Consider the following 15,451-nt stretch of genomic DNA (forward strand, 5'->3'; position numbering starts at 1 on the left):
GACCGCGACGCTGCGGCAAAAATCCATGGCCTGCCTTAAGAGTAATCCACACTCACGCGCCCTGCATGATCCTGGTCAGGGCTTCTCGCCTTTAATGCGACGCAGGCAGATATCGGCCAGGCAAGTCTCGAGTTCGCCCAAGTGATCGATCACTGAGTGCACCCCCAGGCTGAACAACTGCACGGTGGCCTTGGCACGTTTGGCTTCCCGCGCCTGTTGGCTCAATGCCTGCCACTCGGCGGGCGCCAGGCCACACAAAGAGCCGCAGGAGGCCAGTCCGATGGTCCACAAACCCGCGTTGAGCCCTGACTGCAGCAGCCGAGGTTCGCCGCTGACCAACACGCAGCCGTCCAACTGCTGGACGTTCAGCGCCATCAAGGCTTGCCAGCAGGCATGCGGTGCCGGCCATGGATAATTTGTTGCAGGAAGTTGCGGTGCTTTGATGGACGTGGGCAATGCGGCCGCGAGGCGATGACTGGTGGCGGGAGGCAATTCGTCGAGCCAGGCGCAGGGGATATTCAGATGCTGCAAGCGTTGCAGGCTTTCCAGTGCGCCGGGTGTCGGGTGGGCGTGATCCGCTGGCGCTGCCCCTGGCTGACGAATGCGCGCCCCGAAATCCACCAGGCAACCGCTCAGGCCAAACAGAACAGCGGTGAGGCTGGGGGCAGGAAGGGGCAGGGCTTCGGTGCGGGGCATGGGAACGTCCTTGAAATAACCAGCAGCCTAAAGCGCGCGGATGACAGTCCGGTGACAGTGAAGTGAAGGGCGCCAGTAGCGGAAACATCCTACGGCTGGCGTGTTTTTTCGGTGCTGCCTATCCTCGCGTTCCGTCTTATACTAGCCAGCTTACCGCCTGGGCTCGGCGCCCTTGCCTGAATAATCCAAGGAGTTTTCCCCTATGCGCTGGAGCCATCGTCTAGCTCAGCTGTGTCTTTCCGCCTGCGTCCTGCTGGTTCCGTTCGCCGCCCAGGCCGCTACGGAAGAAGATCCTTGGGAAAGCGTCAACCGGCCCATCTTCACCTTCAACGACACCCTCGATACCTATGCGCTCAAGCCATTGGCCCAGGGATATCAATACGTGACGCCGCAGTTCCTCGAAGACGGCATCCACAATATGTTCCGCAACATCGGTGACGTGGGCAACCTGGCCAACAACGTGCTGCAGGCCAAGCCGGCCGCCGCCGGGGTCGACACCGCCCGATTGATCTTCAACACCACCTTCGGCCTGCTGGGCTTCTTTGACGTGGGTACCCAGATGGGCCTGCAGCGCAGCGATGAAGATTTCGGCCAGACCCTCGGCTACTGGGGCATGGGCAGTGGTCCGTATGTCATGTTGCCGCTGATGGGGCCAAGCACCCTGCGAGATGCGCCGGCCAAGCTGGTGGATAACTACACCGCCCCGTATCGCTATATCGATAACGTTTCGGTGCGTAACTCCATCTGGGGCCTGAACATCGTCGACACCCGCGCCAGCCTGTTGTCGGCCGAGAAGATGGTGAGTGGCGACAAGTACGTCTTCATCCGCAATGCCTACCTGCAAAACCGCGAATTCAAGGTCAAGGATGGCCAGGTCGAAGACGACTTTTAATTTCGTCCTGTAAAACCACGAAGGCGGCCTATAAGGCCGCCTTCTTTGCTTTCAAGGCGGGTTTAGAGGGTTTGATCCTTCCATTGAGTTACGCTTCGCTCGGTTCTTATAACTCTCTGTGCTTTGACAAATAAAGACGGCAAGCGGCTATCTGCATGAGCTTGAAACGCCCCGCGGATGGGAGTACCGTCTGCGCCTTAGAAGGGCACCTCTGATGTAATAGTGTGTAGGGCAATGGCCTGAAACCGGTACGACAGAGAGGCTAGAAAGCGAATCCAGTAGTGCGTGCCAGGCCAGACCGCCCAGCCCCCTACGCCAACCTAATTCTGGCGCCGTTTGCCCACATGCCAAAAACCAGTGCCACGCTGCTGATAATCGATGATGACGAAGTGGTGCGAGCCAGTCTCGCAGCCTACTTGGAAGACAGTGGTTTCAGCGTCCTGCAGGCCAGCAATGGCCAACAGGGTCTTCAGGTATTCGAGCAAGACAAGCCCGACCTGGTCATCTGCGACCTGCGCATGCCGCAGATGGGCGGACTCGAACTCATTCGCCAAGTCACCGAGATCTCTTCGCAGACCCCGGTGATCGTGGTGTCGGGCGCGGGCGTGATGAACGACGCGGTCGAGGCATTGCGCCTGGGCGCGGCGGATTACCTGATCAAGCCCCTTGAAGACCTTGCCGTGCTCGAGCATTCGGTGCGCCGGGCCTTGGACCGTTCGCGCCTGTTGGTGGAAAACCAGCGCTACCGCGAGAAGCTGGAAACCGCCAACCGCGAGCTGGAAGCCAGCCTGAACCTGTTGCAGGAAGACCAGAACGCCGGGCGCCAAGTGCAGATGAACATGCTGCCGGTCAGCCCTTGGACCGTCGACGATTTCCGCTTTGCCCACCAGATTATCCCGTCGTTGTACCTGTCGGGCGATTTCGTGGACTATTTCCGCGTTGACGAGCGGCGAGTGGCGTTCTACCTGGCGGATGTTTCCGGCCACGGTGCGTCCTCGGCCTTCGTGACGGTGCTGTTGAAGTTCATGACCACGCGGCTGTTGTTCGAATCCAAGCGCAACGGCACGCTGCCAGAGTTCAAGCCGTCGGAAGTCCTTGGGCATATCAACCGAGGCCTGATCAGTTGTAAGCTGGGCAAACACGTCACAATGGTCGGTGGAGTCATCGACGAGGAGACTGGTTTGTTGACCTATAGCATCGGCGGTCACCTGCCGTTGCCTGTGTTGTATACGCCAGACAGTGTTCGTTACCTGGAAGGGCGTGGTTTGCCGGTGGGCCTGTTCAACGAGGCCACCTACGAAGACCACGTGCTCGAATTGCCGCCGACCTTCAGCCTGACGCTGATGTCTGATGGCATTTTGGACCTTTTGACAGAACCTACACTCAAAGAGAAAGAAGCGGCCTTGCCTGAACGGGTGAGTGCAGCGGGCGGCAGCCTGGAAGGCTTGCGTCAAGTGTTTGGATTAGCCACGCTCGGGGAGATGCCGGATGATATCGCCCTGTTAGTGTTGAGCAGGAACCTTTGATGAGTACCGGTAGAATCCAGTTCGCCGAGCAGGACGGCACCTTCGTCCTGAAGTTTGTCGGTGAAGTGCGCCTGACCCTGTGTTCGGCGCTGGATGCGACTATTGAGCGGATCTTCACCGCGCTGAACTTCAGCGCCATCGTGATCGACCTGACCGAAACCCGCAGCATCGACAGCACCACGTTGGGCCTGTTGGCCAAGCTGTCGATCCTGTCGCGGCAAAAGGTCGGCCTGCTGCCGACCGTCGTCACCACCCATAACGACATCACCCGTCTGCTGCAATCGATGGGCTTCGACCAGGTGTTCAACATCGTGGGCGACCCAGTGCCGTGCCCGGAATGCCTGGACGACCTGCCTGACCAGGACCAGTCCGAAGAGGAAGTGCGGATCAAGGTGCTCGAAGCCCACAAGATTCTCATGGGGCTGAACGACTCCAATCGTGAAGCGTTTCATGACTTGGTGAATGCGCTAGAGGGGCCTTGACCTCGGGGCATGTATTGGCCTGACGGACGCCTTCGCGAGCAAGCCCGCTCCCACAGGTCTTGCGCCGGTCAAAAAAACTGAATCCTACCCAAATTCCCCTGTGGGAGCGGGCTTGCTCGCGAAAGCGCCGGTTCAGCCACCTGATCCCTCAGCGCGAAGCCAAATCCCAATAAAAAAGGGCGAACCCACCCAGGTTCGCCCTTTTTGCATGCCTGCTGAATCAGCTCAAAGCTTGGCTTGCAGCAACGCCTCCAGCTTCTCCTGGTCCCGGGCAAACTGACGAATGCCTTCAGCCAGTTTCTCGGTCGCCATGGCGTCTTCGTTGGACAACCAGCGGAACTGCGCTTCGTTGAGGATCAAGCGCGCTTCCCCGGCTTGCCCAGGTGCCAGCTTGCGCTCCAGCTTGCCTTCGTCTGCGGCGAGTTTTTCCAGCAGGTCCGGGCTGACGGTCAAGCGGTCGCAACCGGCCAATTGCTCGATCTGGTTGAGGTTGCGGAAGCTCGCGCCCATGACCACGGTCTTGTAGTCATTGGCCTTGTAGTAGTTGTAGATACGCGTCACCGACTGCACGCCCGGATCATCCGCGCCGGTGTAATCGTTGCCGTTGGCTTTCTTGTACCAATCGTAGATACGGCCCACGAACGGCGAAATCAGGAACACCCCGGCATCGGCACAGGCGGCGGCCTGGGCGAAGGAGAACAGCAGGGTCAGGTTGCACTGGATGCCTTCACGCTCCAGCTGCTCGGCCGCGCGAATGCCTTCCCAGGTGGAGGCGATCTTGATCAGCACGCGCTCGCGGCCAATGCCGGCCTTTTCGTACAGATCGATCAGACGATGCGCACGCTTCAACATGGCCTCGGTGTCGAACGACAGGCGTGCATCCACTTCAGTGGAAATACGGCCTGGGATCACTTTCAGGATTTCTTGCCCGACCGCCACGGCAAAACGGTCGCTGGCCAGGCCCACATCGCCCTTGCAGTCCGCCACGCAGGCGTTCAGTTGCTCGGCATAGCCATGAATGGCCGACGCCTTGAGCAGCAGGGAAGGGTTGGTGGTGGCGTCGACGGGTTTGACGCGGGCGATGGCTTCGAAGTCGCCGGTATCGGCCACGACGGTGGTGAATTGCTTGAGTTGTTCCAGCTTGGAAGTCATGAGCGTGCTCTGTCCTATGGGTCCGTTGACATTACCCGAGGGCCGGCAGCCACTCAAGGGCGTGAAGAGGTATCGACGGCCCCAGCGGCAACAACCTGAAAACGGCTGTTTGAAAGGCCGGGGCGGTATCGGTAGATACGATGCCAAAACCGCCCGCAGGTTCAACGTCACTGCCTGACGGTCATGGCTGCTGGGCGTTCAGGAACAAGCCTGCAATGCCTTCCGGCAGATGCGCCGTCGAGATCAGGATCAGTCGCTGACCGGCCCTGGTCATTGCCATATAGAGCTTGCGCGAGTTTTGTTCACGCTCCTGGGCCGAAAGCACTCCGGCCTGGGCCGTTTCCTTCATGAGTTTTTCCAGGCCCAGCAGAAACACGACACTGGCTTCAAGTCCGGTAGCCGTATCCAGGCTGGAAACACGTAGGTTATCTGCGTCCACGTGCACAGATTCCATGCTGTTCAGATCCCAGACTTTGCGCGAACCGAATTGCTTGCTCAACGTCTTGAACAGAAGCTTCTTGTTGGTATCTCGTCCATAGAGAACCAGCATATTCGATAGATTGATCTGTTGGGTTTCCAGGTAGCCCACTATTTCGTTACAGGTCTGTGTAACTGCATCCTGAGGCGTCTCTGATCGGATCAACAGCGGGGCAACGCCTTCATCCATGCCGTCGAAATCAGGTTGCAGATAATCGTCCGGGTCGGTTTGGGTGAATTCGGCCAGGACAAGGCCGGCAGCCCGCAATATGGCTTGAGTGGTTCGATAGGAATGGTGAAGTTTCTTTGTTTTACCTGCCACATCCAAGCCGACACGCTTCCAACTGAGTCGGCTTTTCAAAAAGCCCTGGTTGGGGTCAGCACATAAAAACAGGCTGCCCTCGGAGTCGGTCAAGGTGCTCTTGACCAGTTGAAACCAGGTCGGCGCAAAGAATTGAGCTTCGTCTACCAGGATATGCTGGTATTTATCGAGCTTGTCGAGCTTCGTGAGACATAAATCCCGAGACAGTGAACTCCATAAGCGAGCGCCCTGTTTGCTCAGCGCGTCATTGACTTGCCCGTAGAGCGACCACACCTGCATGCGCTCTTCCTTACGCAAGGCAAACCCTTGGCCTGCGCGCTCGGCCGCCAAATAGTTCTGCTCGTCGCAGATCAGTGATTCATTGATGAAGTCGAACTCATCCAGAAGTTGTTGATCGCCGGGCCTCAGGTCCGGAAAGGCTTTTCGGTAATGGGCGATCTGGCTTGTAACCTGGATAGGGGATGCCATTTCTGGTTTCGGCTCAAAATGATTCACCCATTGCTGCCGTATCCAGGCCAGTGCGGTCATGATTGTCAGGTTGCGCGGTAGATCTCCCGGGCTGGACTTCTTCAAGCGATGCTTGAGGTCTTTAACCACTGGGACATTGTGGATCAGCATCAATATCTTCTGATCGGGAAATTTCTTTGCCAGGATCAACGCCCGGTTAGCGGCGATCAATGTTTTGCCGCTACCCGCCACGCCGTTGACCAGGCGCACCGAAAAATCATTCAAGGTTTGCGTTTGTTCGTCAGGCAGTTCCAGATCCAGCTTACTGGCCCACTCTTGTTGTGAGTCCAGAAAGTATCGAGTGGTCTTTGCCGAGTTATCCCGTGAGAAATGCCGGCGCGTCGTACATATCGCGGGTATTTCCGCTTCTGGAAAGTAGTGCCCCATGAGCGTGTCGCTGGCCTCATGGCTCAATGAGTTAAGCAACTTGGGCAGTTGTTCGTGGCCATGTTCGATAAAGGTGTTTTTTGACATCAGTCGCGGGCCATCAGGTGTTGAGTAGTGCTGCCACAGCCGCTTGGTCTGGTCGGGTGTGCAGTTCCACATGACGATCAGCCTGCCGAGTCGCTGCCCGGTCGGCATCCCGTCGGGCTCGGTTGCTTCCAGGCGCGAGAGCAACTCCTTGAAGGCCTGTTGTCCGGTAGCCGCGAACAGTTGATCAGGGTCCAGTGTTTCAAAAGAGAGTTCACACAGCACAATGGCCAGCCATTGATGTTGTGCGTGCTGAAGGAAAAAGTCCGGCGCCCAGGCCTCTCGAGGGAGGCACTGGCGAACGACATGGTGGTCGTCCAACTTGCGCAACACCCGTTTGACGTGGACGTGCGCGCCAGTGCTGCGTTGCCATTCAGGGATAAATAGCGTCATGGGGTGAGCACCACTTTGCGGCATCGACTGACCAGGCTCAAATAGTCATTGGCCCATTGCTGCGTGATGCTGTTGCTGCATTCAATTCCTTGGCTCAGTTCAGGCCCGATGATGATCAATTTAGTCATCGCCCGGGTGATGGATACGTTCAATCGCTCGGGTTGGAAAAAAAATTCCGCCACAGCCCCAATGAACGCCTCGTCGCCACTGGCCAACGAGACGATGATCAGTTCACGTTCCTGTCCCTGCATGCGCTCAACAGTGTCCGCCACAATGGTGCTGGCGATCTCGCGCCCGAAACCACGCGCCAACAGCGTTCGAATCGCCCGGCCCTGGGCTCGGTAAGGTGTGACGATGCCGATATCAGACAGGGCAAGGCCCATGGTTTGGGCGGTCTTACAGAGTTCCAGTACATGCTGGGCATCGCGATAATTGCGGGTCTTGGCGGTTCTGTCTGTGGTGGGGATAAACACGGCGCTTGCGTCTGGATCAAATACGCGGTCCATTGGCGGCTCGATATCAAGGTATTTGAAACGCCGCTCCTTGTTAGGGCCCGCTGCCCGTAACTTGCCTTTGTAGTAGTTTCTGCTCGGCCATTCGGTCAGCCATTGGTTCATCCGATAGGTTTCTTCGAGCATTACCGTATGGTCGGCCGTTTGGGAGGTGAGGCGACCAAATATAGACATCGATTCGCCGGACAGGATCGACTGGGACAACAGCACCGGTGGCAGTTGTTTCTGGTCCCCAATGAAGATAAATCGCTTACCTTTGCGCATGGCCATCAATGCGAGGGGGAGGGTGATCTGACTGGCTTCGTCAAAGATCACCGTGTCGAACTTGAAATGCTCTAGCTGGCTGCAGGTGGCGAAGGGTGTCGCGCCAATGACATAACCACTTCCGTCCGCCGGTAGATTTTCCCAATCGGCAGGTGTTTTTGCCCAGTCAACGGTTTTGCTTAGATCATCCCGGCGGCCACCAATCTTCACGGTTGGGATTTTTCGCTCGGCAATCTTTGCCAGGGCATTATTGATAGCCATGTGCGTATGGGAGGTGACGAATACCCGCTCGTGACGCTCTACCAGCAATTGGACGATAAGTGCCAGAGCACGGGTCTTGCCGGTCCCTGGCGGGCCTTGAATGCACGCAATCTGCTCGGCGGCGAAAGCCATGGCAACGGCCCGGGCCTGATGCTCGTTACACTTGTTATCGATGGCGAAACTTTCAGCGTAATCCAGATCTGCGTCGTTGAATGTGATGACCGGCGCATCGCCGAGCAACGGGACAATGATGTTATCGGCATTGATCGAATCGGCGATATCTTCCAAGGCCTTTTCATAGCGAGGCGTCAGGTCCAACGCGTCCATGTCGGCGTAGCAAGGGCCGTCCTGATAGTTGTCCCAGACTGTATTGGCCAGTTTCTCGCTCAGTAACCAACGGCCGTCTTCTTCACGCTCAAACGTCATTCGGGCGCATAACAACCCTGTGGACGGATCGCCCAAGTGCAGGCGCAGCATGTCCCCTTCACGAAAGCGCGATTCGCTGTCATCGGTGTACGCCCAAAGACAAGTAGCCTTGTCGGCTTTTTCAATATGCGTGAAGCCTTGAGTCAGGCCCTTTTCAAGCTTCTGATGTAACGGGCGCTGCCAGGTTTGCAGGAGTTGATGAAAGTTCGCATCGCGCTCGGCATGGACAAATTCAAAAAGCTTTTCAATAAGCGGATGTTGCCCTGGCATGGGGATACTCGTCCTTGTGATCCGTGATGGCACAACAGTTTTACATACTGTTGGAGCAAGGTGCGAGTGTTATGGATCCAATCGCCCCTTTTGGGGCGAGTGTTGGATTAAATGCAAGTTGCGAGTTTCCAGCCAAGCGCGTTTGCGTCAACTGTGTGCGTTAACGCCCCTCCAGCAACTGCCCCGCTTGATCGAGTAAGGCCAACGGATCCTTGGTCTTGTGGATGTCCACCGACAACAACTGCCGAAACCGCCGCGCCCCCGGAAAGCCGGTACCCAGCCCGAGCACGTGACGGGTGATGTGGTGCATCGCGCCGCCAGCGGCCAGGTGATCGGCGATATAGGGTCGCAACTGCGCCAGCGCCTCTGCCCGGGTGATGATCGGGGCGGTGCTGCCGAACAGTTGCTGATCCACCTCGGCCAGCAAATAAGGGTTGTGATAAGCCTCGCGCCCCAGCATTACGCCGTCGAAAGTCTGCAAATGCTCGTGGCACGCCTCCAGCGTCTTGATCCCCCCGTTGAGCACAATCTCCAACGCCGGAAAGTCCGCCTTCAACCGCGCAGCCACGTCATAACGCAGCGGCGGGATGTCACGATTCTCCTTCGGCGACAACCCCTCCAGAATCGCAATCCGCGCATGCACGGTAAAACTCGTGCAACCGGCCTCACGCACCGTCCCGACAAACTCACACAACTGTTCGTAACTGTCCCGCCCATTGATCCCGATGCGATGCTTGACCGTCACCGGAATCGACACCGCATCGCGCATCGCCTTCACACAATCAGCCACCAAATCCGGATGCCCCATCAGGCAGGCACCGATCATATTGTTCTGCACCCGATCGCTGGGGCAGCCGACGTTGAGGTTCACCTCGTCGTAGCCGTGCTCCTGGGCCATGCGGGCGCAGGCGGCGAGGTCGGTCGGGACGCTGCCGCCTAGTTGCAGGGCTAGGGGGTGTTCGGCTTCGTGGTGGCGCAGGAAGCGTTCGTGGTCGCCGTTGAGTAAAGCGCCGGTGGTGACCATTTCGGTGTAGAGCAGGGCGTGCTTGGAGAGGATGCGTAGGAAGAAGCGACAGTGGGCGTCAGTCCAATCCATCATGGGCGCGACGGAGAAGCGGCGGGAGAGAGAGGCAGTTTGTAGAGGCATTGGGAATCTGATTCATCGGGGCGAATGGCCGCAGTTTATCAGGGATGCTTGTCGGGTACTTGGCGGGCTCTCACGCCTACCCACTCAATCTTTGATGACAACCAAGCAGGGCGCATGCTCGTTCAGCGTTTCAACGCGTACCTTGTGTTGACGATTTAATGTGGCTACGATAATTGCATGCAGATTACTTATGACCCAGCCAAAGACGCTCGCAACGTCGAAGAACGTGGACTTCCGTTTGCCCTCGTGCGGGACTTTGAATGGTCTACAGCATTGATCCTGGAAGATGATCGATTCGACTACGGCGAGTGTCGTTATCGGGCGATGGGGTACGTAGGGGATCGGCTGCATGTCGTAGTGTTTACCCCACGGGGTGACGCGGTCCACGTCATCAGCTTTCGTAAAGCCAACAAACGGGAGGTCAAAAATTATGACCAAGAAACCCAGTCCTGAGAGGGTCGATACGGTAAACCCCGAATGGTCGACCGAAGACTTTGCCAAGGCCAAACCAGCCAGCGAGGTGCTTGGTGGGTTGTTTGGCAAAGCTCAGGCAAAGGAAATGCTCAAGCCAAAGCGTGGTCGACCCAAGTCGGTAGCCACTAAAGAGCACGTCAATGTTCGTTTCGATGCTGACGTGCTGGAGAGATTCAGAGCTTCTGGCCCGGGCTGGCAAACACGGATGAACGCCGCCTTGGCCGATTGGCTCAAGACGCATACACCAGAAGAACTGAAGGCTTAGTCGCCAAATATTATTCGTGAAAAAATTAGCCGCCGATGAGGCGGCTTTTTGTTGTCTGCTGATTGGATTTGTTTCGGTAACGGTATAGTAAATCCGTAGAGCGGGGCAGTTGGAGGTTAGGAATCTGAATCAGATAAGACCAGTTTGGGACTGCCCATTCCGGCGTCTGGTTTTACTCCAGCGCCGGGCACGCATCGCTGCCACTCGCTCATCGGTAGCAAATTTGCCTTGGTCAGCTTCCTTTACGGCAAGTTCGATCTGTGTGGTCGGCGCTTTTTCGTGTTCGATGTAGTCGCGAAGAATGTCCATCGCCAGGTAGCTCGGACTTTGGCCGTTGGTCTTGGCCAGCTCGGCGAGGGAGTTCGATAGGTCTTCGGGCAGATTCAGGGATATGCCGGACATGGCAGCCTCGATGGTGGACGTTTTCGGGCATCTTCCGCCGTTGACCGAGCGCTTGAATCAGCAGGCCGTCGCAAGGTGTGTCTCGACGGTTCCGCGTCGTATCCGCCGAACAATGGCAGTTGAGGAGCTAGCTCCTCCATAAACACCGCCATCCCCTTGTACTGCACGAATCTCCCGTACAGGGGCTGTCCCGCCTGTCAGATTTTTCCTATACAAATTGACCGCGAAACTTGTACAAAGTTAACTGTACGTTCGTACAGTGTTTTGGAAGTCGTGCGTCATGAGCTTTTCAATTCTAGGCCCTATTGCCGAGGGTGGCTTGAAGCTGCCCTTGTGTTCGTTTCGAGTGCCTGCCGGGTTTCCGTCCCCGGCGGCGGACCACATCGAAGCGCACATCTCATTGGATGAGGTTCTGAACATACGCGCCCCGCATGTCTACCTGGTTTCCATCGCCGGGGAGAGCATGCAAGGCGCTGGGATCTTTGAAGGGGACCTAGCCGTTGTGGATCGTGCGATGGAACCTGCGCATGGCCACATCGTCGTGGCGCTGCTAAACAACGAACCCGTATGCAAACGCCTTTGCATACGTGGGAAGGAGGTGATTCTCCTGTCGGAGAACCCAAAGTACCCACCGAGGTACGTGCTCGAGGGCGACGAGCTGATCATCTGGGGCGTCATCACCTGCAGCGTGCGCAGCCATGTCTAAAGCCCAACCAGTTTTCGCCCTGATCGATTGCAACAGCTTCTACGCCAGTTGCGAAAGAGTGTTCCGTCCGGACCTGGCCCGCGTGCCCATTGTGGTGCTGAGCAACAACGACGGGTGCGTGATCGCCCGCAGCTACGACGCCAAGCCCTACGTGAAAATGGGCGAGCCGTATTTCCAGATCAAGCACAAGCTGCAGAAACACGGCATCGTCCCGTTCTCGTCGAATTACGCACTCTATGGAGACATGAGCGAACGCGTGATGACCCTCATTGAATCGATGGTGCCCGCAGTCGAGGTTTACAGCATCGACGAAGCCTTCGCGGATCTCACCGGCATCGACGGCCGGGATACGCTCGGCCGCAGGATCCGCAGCCACGTGCTGCGCTGCACTGGCATCCCAGTCGGGGTAGGGATCGCTCACACCAAGACCTTGGCGAAGCTCGCGAACCACACCGCCAAGCGCCTGCAGGTACAAACCGGCGGTGTGGTCGACATCTGCGACCCGTTCAAGCGCGATTGGGTGCTGCGCAATACCGACGTGTCCGAAGTCTGGGGAGTCGGTCGCATGATGAAATTGCACCTGGACGCCATGGGAATAAAGACGGCTATGGATCTGGCCAAGGCTGCCCCCTGGACGCTACGGAAGAAATTCAGCGTGGTGATCGAAAAGACCGCCCGGGAGCTGGCCGGCACGCCGTGCCTGGAGCTGGATGAGCCGGACCCGCCGAAGCAGGAAATCTGCTGTAGCCGGATGTTTGGTAAGCGGCTCACGGAGCTGGCACCGATCAAGGAAGCGGTAGCCACCTACATGATGCGCGCATCGGAAAAGCTCAGGGCGCAGAAGTCGTTGTGCAAGAAGATCCGCGTCAGCATCCGCACCGGTATGTTCAATCCGGAGGAGGCGAAGTACGCCAATGGAGTCCTGATTGACATGCCGTACCCCACCGACGATGTGCGGTTGCTGACTAAGGTAGCGGTAGATGCGCTCGACCGGGTCTACCGACCAGGTTTCAAGTACAGCAAGGCAGAGGTGTTATTGACGGACCTCTGCCAGCAGGGGGAGTACACCGACGACCTGTTTGCCACCTCGCAACCTACCGATGCTACGAAACTGATGGCGGTGCTGGACCAGATCAACGGGCGATGGGGCAGGGGGACACTCCGATCAGCCAGCGTGCCCGTCAACCCTGACTGGGGGATGCGTCGGGAGATGATGAGCCAAAGTTACACAACCAGGCTGGACCAGTTGTGGCAGGTGTCCTGTAGATGATTCTCTGCGGTAGGAAGCTTATTGGAAGGGCGCAACAGAGCGCAGCTTTATGTGACGCCGATGCTGTGCGGTCTATTGGCTGAAACGTCAAAACCCGATTGAGTGGACAACCACACAGTGATAGACCTCTCGGAGCATGGGACCAGGTGAAAGGGGCCGTGCTGGACCGATGAATGAAACACAGTCAAGCTCCAACTTTTGCCATCAAAGTGGTTCAATGATGAAAGCGCTAGAAATCCCTGACGGAATGAAACTCGCTACTATCTGGGTGGTATGGAGTTTCCTCTCGATGGGCGTTTTAGGCTGGGGGCTCTGGGTAATTTTAGAAGCTGTCGGATCGCTTAAAGACATGGCGGCGTGGGTGCAAGCTATAGGAAGTATTGGTGCTATTTTGGCCGCAGTCGCGATTGCGCGGCGAGGAGTGTGGCAGCAAAAGAAGGACAAGCTTCTAGAGGGCTACGGTTATATGGAGAAAGCTCATGGAGTCGCTGCCTATGCGGGCGAGGTGATCGCGGGGGCAAGTCGGTACATCTTGGAGGGGGAGCCCACCCCGCCGATGCTGAAATATCACTCAAATTTGTTGGACATATCCCTTGAAGACTTAAAAGAGATTGGCTACGCCCGCATCGATGATTCGGACGTTGCGGATGCCTTCCTCTCGCTCAAGCGTAGTGTCAATTTGACCCGGTCAGCAATTCTGGTCCGGCTCGAAACCAATGAAAGGTTTGTTGTGAGTCAGGTCGCATTATGGGGACCAAACGCACATAGCGAGGTCAAAAGGATGAGCGGTGCGATGCTCCGCTATTTGGGGAGGCATCCCTGGTTACTTGATGAGGTTCATGCTCTTCACCTGGAACGGGCCTAACTGTGCATCTAGCGCTACTTCAATTCACAGTTCGTACAGGAATGGCTTACGCGTATAGCTACACCCAGAAACAGTGTATTAGACCCTGGCCCCGCATACGGGCCAAGGCAGCCTGCAACCTGCGCTGAGGTGGATATGTGATGCCGCTCTTCACGCATGAGCAATTGCTGTGTGATTTTCTCTGGGTGTCGCGCGGTTTAAAGGAAACCGAGCTGCGGTTGCTTAATATTTGCTACAAGACGGCTAAAAAAGCGCTTCTAAGCAAGCGAAGCGGTGGGCACAGCCATTAGTCGGTCCAATCCATCATGGGGGCGACGGAAAAGCGGTGGGACAGTGAAATAGCTTGTTGGGGTATTGGGATCATGTGCATCGCTTGATCCAATCGATCAAAATACGAGCAGGTGCCTTGTTTTGATGGATACAACTGCAGCCTCTCTAGTTGCTTTGATTGTAGGAATGGACTGCGCGGGCACCCCCACGACCTGATCACATACGTCACACACTGAAACCAAAACGCCATTTACCTCACCAATACCATCGTCGAATGGTACGTTTCTGCGGAAAATGTCGTCTGGACCAAGCCTTCGCAGTGACTGCAAATCGCTCGATTCTTATCGCTCTCTTGATAAAAATTCATAGCCATTGACTCATTGATGAACGCCGGAACTATAAGCTTCCTTATAGAAATTCAGCAAGAAATTGGTGCGTAGGAAACTTCTCTAAATTATGAGCGTGATCGATTGCGGAGTCGCTAGGGCTGCAGAGTCTTTGGTTTCTCAACCGCAATCGCCTGCTACGCGCCTTGGTACCCTCGGCCACTATCATCTGATAGCGATTTCGCCTCGAAGAAAAACTGAGTAAAAGCGATGCCTTGTCTCACTGGCTCATATTTATACTAATGATTGCTTCGGTTTGGATATTAACCAGGCTTAACGCGCCATCGGAAAATGCGCAACCAGTGTCGATATATACGACATTACCCAAGCGCATAATACTGGGCACTGTTGAATGTCCAACATAGAGTCGGTCTATTCCTTTGATGGGCGTGTGGTCGTTTTGCTCGATTTTTTCTCTGGCATACAGCGCTGTCTTCAAGGCTTGCCGCTGATGTTGCTCTCCAGTTTTTCCTGTGATTGCATCTTTGGCTTCCTGCCAGCCATCGTTACTTTGGATGACGGGGGCTTCGGCATGGACTATTCCAATTGTTTGATCACTTGATAAATTGATCTCAATGATCAGTGGAAGTGCTTGCAGGGCTTTTGATAGTTCTTGCTGAATGTCGGGTTGTAACTCGTAGAGCCAGGCACCACCGTTTCGGATATGTCGGGGTATGTCGCCATGGCCGGAGATACAGTCAATAAGCATCTGCTCATGATTGCCGCGTACGGCATGGAACCACAGCTTCTCAAGCCAGTTCAATACATCCATGGAGTCGGGACCTCGGTCGATGAGGTCTCCCACGGAAAAGATGCGATCCAGCTCAGTGTTGAAGTTTAGTTTGTCTAAGGCTGCTGTTAGAAGTTTGAAATGTCCGTGAACGTCGCCCACCACAAAGTCACGACCTTTTTTGTTGGATGGGAAAGATCTCGTCCTGTACATTTTCAGTGCTTCAGCAGATGTTGATTGGCGGTGACTGTATCACTTGGCGAAATAAACAGTAAGCTGCTGAGC

The 15,451-nt window shown here is 56.2% G+C and carries 15 protein-coding genes; 8 read left to right on the plus strand and 7 right to left on the minus strand.

The window, feature by feature from the left end; genetic code table 11:
• Positions 1 to 75 precede the first annotated feature (75 nt).
• Complete coding sequence (locus J3361_RS00270; protein ID WP_207961318.1) at positions 76 to 696, minus strand: HAD family phosphatase; 621 nt, start codon at positions 694 to 696, stop codon at positions 76 to 78.
• A 202-nt stretch (positions 697 to 898) separates the two neighbouring features.
• Here J3361_RS00270 and J3361_RS00275 point away from each other — a divergent pair, with 202 nt between their 5' ends.
• The 3 genes from J3361_RS00275 to rssC all read left to right on the plus strand — a co-directional run bounded on the left by J3361_RS00275 (position 899) and on the right by rssC (position 3,596).
• Positions 899 to 1,588 (plus strand): VacJ family lipoprotein, encoded by a 690-nt coding sequence (locus tag J3361_RS00275; RefSeq protein ID WP_207961321.1) that lies wholly within the window; start codon positions 899 to 901, stop codon positions 1,586 to 1,588.
• A gap of 344 nt (positions 1,589 to 1,932) precedes the next feature.
• Positions 1,933 to 3,114 (plus strand): two-component system response regulator RssB, encoded by a 1,182-nt coding sequence (gene rssB / locus J3361_RS00280; protein WP_053120765.1) that lies wholly within the window; start codon positions 1,933 to 1,935, stop codon positions 3,112 to 3,114.
• Complete coding sequence (gene rssC, locus J3361_RS00285) at positions 3,114 to 3,596, plus strand: anti-sigma factor antagonist RssC (protein WP_014339337.1); 483 nt, start codon at positions 3,114 to 3,116, stop codon at positions 3,594 to 3,596. Before rssB ends, rssC begins: the two co-directional genes overlap by 1 nt.
• A 225-nt stretch (positions 3,597 to 3,821) precedes the next feature.
• Here the strand turns inward: rssC and tal are convergent, their stop codons facing one another.
• The 4 genes from tal to dusA all read right to left on the minus strand — a co-directional run bounded on the left by tal (position 3,822) and on the right by dusA (position 9,798).
• Positions 3,822 to 4,748, minus strand: a complete 927-nt coding sequence (gene tal, locus J3361_RS00290; protein ID WP_186705210.1) for a transaldolase — start codon at positions 4,746 to 4,748, stop codon at positions 3,822 to 3,824.
• A gap of 181 nt (positions 4,749 to 4,929) precedes the next feature.
• Positions 4,930 to 6,918 (minus strand): UvrD-helicase domain-containing protein, encoded by a 1,989-nt coding sequence (locus J3361_RS00295; RefSeq protein WP_207961323.1) that lies wholly within the window; start codon positions 6,916 to 6,918, stop codon positions 4,930 to 4,932.
• Positions 6,915 to 8,651 carry an AAA domain-containing protein gene (locus tag J3361_RS00300; RefSeq protein ID WP_207961324.1) on the minus strand — a complete coding sequence of 579 codons (1,737 nt, stop codon included), beginning with the start codon at positions 8,649 to 8,651 and terminating at the stop codon, positions 6,915 to 6,917. The genes J3361_RS00295 and J3361_RS00300 overlap by 4 nt, the downstream gene beginning before the upstream one ends.
• A 160-nt stretch (positions 8,652 to 8,811) precedes the next feature.
• Positions 8,812 to 9,798, minus strand: coding sequence for a tRNA dihydrouridine(20/20a) synthase DusA (gene dusA / locus J3361_RS00305; protein WP_207961326.1), 987 nt, complete (start codon positions 9,796 to 9,798; stop codon positions 8,812 to 8,814).
• A gap of 177 nt (positions 9,799 to 9,975) precedes the next feature.
• Between dusA and J3361_RS00310 the strand changes: the two genes are divergently transcribed.
• Positions 9,976 to 10,251: a BrnT family toxin gene (locus tag J3361_RS00310; protein WP_186728235.1), complete on the plus strand. Its 276-nt coding sequence runs from the start codon at positions 9,976 to 9,978 to the stop codon at positions 10,249 to 10,251.
• Entirely contained in the window at positions 10,229 to 10,537 is a 309-nt protein-coding gene (locus J3361_RS00315; protein ID WP_207961328.1) for a BrnA antitoxin family protein, read from the plus strand. The genes J3361_RS00310 and J3361_RS00315 overlap by 23 nt, the downstream gene beginning before the upstream one ends.
• 129 nt (positions 10,538 to 10,666) lie before the next feature.
• On the opposite strand, the gene J3361_RS00320 is transcribed toward J3361_RS00315, so the two are convergent.
• On the minus strand, positions 10,667 to 10,939 hold the full coding sequence (locus J3361_RS00320) for a CopG family transcriptional regulator (protein WP_207961330.1): 273 nt from the start codon (positions 10,937 to 10,939) through the stop codon (positions 10,667 to 10,669).
• Positions 10,940 to 11,219: 280 nt separating this feature from the next.
• Between J3361_RS00320 and J3361_RS00325 the strand changes: the two genes are divergently transcribed.
• From J3361_RS00325 to J3361_RS00335, 3 genes are all read left to right on the plus strand, one after another.
• Complete coding sequence (locus tag J3361_RS00325; RefSeq protein ID WP_041476085.1) at positions 11,220 to 11,645, plus strand: S24 family peptidase; 426 nt, start codon at positions 11,220 to 11,222, stop codon at positions 11,643 to 11,645.
• Entirely contained in the window at positions 11,638 to 12,915 is a 1,278-nt protein-coding gene (gene umuC, locus J3361_RS00330) for a translesion error-prone DNA polymerase V subunit UmuC (protein ID WP_207961339.1), read from the plus strand. The genes J3361_RS00325 and umuC overlap by 8 nt, the downstream gene beginning before the upstream one ends.
• A gap of 220 nt (positions 12,916 to 13,135) precedes the next feature.
• Complete coding sequence (locus J3361_RS00335; protein ID WP_207961341.1) at positions 13,136 to 13,780, plus strand: hypothetical protein; 645 nt, start codon at positions 13,136 to 13,138, stop codon at positions 13,778 to 13,780.
• Positions 13,781 to 14,656: 876 nt separating this feature from the next.
• On the opposite strand, the gene J3361_RS00340 is transcribed toward J3361_RS00335, so the two are convergent.
• Entirely contained in the window at positions 14,657 to 15,379 is a 723-nt protein-coding gene (locus tag J3361_RS00340; protein ID WP_207961343.1) for a metallophosphoesterase, read from the minus strand.
• Positions 15,380 to 15,451: the final 72 nt, after the last annotated feature.

The sequence above is a fragment of the Pseudomonas sp. OA65 genome, assembly GCF_017498305.1.
GTDB classification, from domain to species: domain Bacteria; phylum Pseudomonadota; class Gammaproteobacteria; order Pseudomonadales; family Pseudomonadaceae; genus Aquipseudomonas; species Aquipseudomonas zanjanensis.

Bases quoted from the DNA above. Each gene is read 5' to 3' on its own strand.
- J3361_RS00315 (WP_207961328.1), top strand. From the start codon at position 10,229: ATGACCAAGAAACCCAGTCCTGAGAGGGTCGATACGGTAAACCCCGAA.
- rssC (WP_014339337.1), top strand. From the start codon at position 3,114: ATGAGTACCGGTAGAATCCAGTTCGCCGAGCAGGACGGCACCTTCGTC.
- J3361_RS00320 (WP_207961330.1), bottom strand. From the start codon at position 10,939: ATGTCCGGCATATCCCTGAATCTGCCCGAAGACCTATCGAACTCCCTC.
- J3361_RS00275 (WP_207961321.1), top strand. From the start codon at position 899: ATGCGCTGGAGCCATCGTCTAGCTCAGCTGTGTCTTTCCGCCTGCGTC.
- dusA (WP_207961326.1), bottom strand. From the start codon at position 9,798: ATGCCTCTACAAACTGCCTCTCTCTCCCGCCGCTTCTCCGTCGCGCCC.
- J3361_RS00335 (WP_207961341.1), top strand. From the start codon at position 13,136: ATGAAAGCGCTAGAAATCCCTGACGGAATGAAACTCGCTACTATCTGG.
- J3361_RS00310 (WP_186728235.1), top strand. From the start codon at position 9,976: ATGCAGATTACTTATGACCCAGCCAAAGACGCTCGCAACGTCGAAGAA.
- umuC (WP_207961339.1), top strand. From the start codon at position 11,638: ATGTCTAAAGCCCAACCAGTTTTCGCCCTGATCGATTGCAACAGCTTC.
- J3361_RS00270 (WP_207961318.1), bottom strand. From the start codon at position 696: ATGCCCCGCACCGAAGCCCTGCCCCTTCCTGCCCCCAGCCTCACCGCT.
- J3361_RS00340 (WP_207961343.1), bottom strand. From the start codon at position 15,379: ATGTACAGGACGAGATCTTTCCCATCCAACAAAAAAGGTCGTGACTTT.
- tal (WP_186705210.1), bottom strand. From the start codon at position 4,748: ATGACTTCCAAGCTGGAACAACTCAAGCAATTCACCACCGTCGTGGCC.
- rssB (WP_053120765.1), top strand. From the start codon at position 1,933: ATGCCAAAAACCAGTGCCACGCTGCTGATAATCGATGATGACGAAGTG.
- J3361_RS00295 (WP_207961323.1), bottom strand. From the start codon at position 6,918: ATGACGCTATTTATCCCTGAATGGCAACGCAGCACTGGCGCGCACGTC.
- J3361_RS00300 (WP_207961324.1), bottom strand. From the start codon at position 8,651: ATGCCAGGGCAACATCCGCTTATTGAAAAGCTTTTTGAATTTGTCCAT.
- J3361_RS00325 (WP_041476085.1), top strand. From the start codon at position 11,220: ATGAGCTTTTCAATTCTAGGCCCTATTGCCGAGGGTGGCTTGAAGCTG.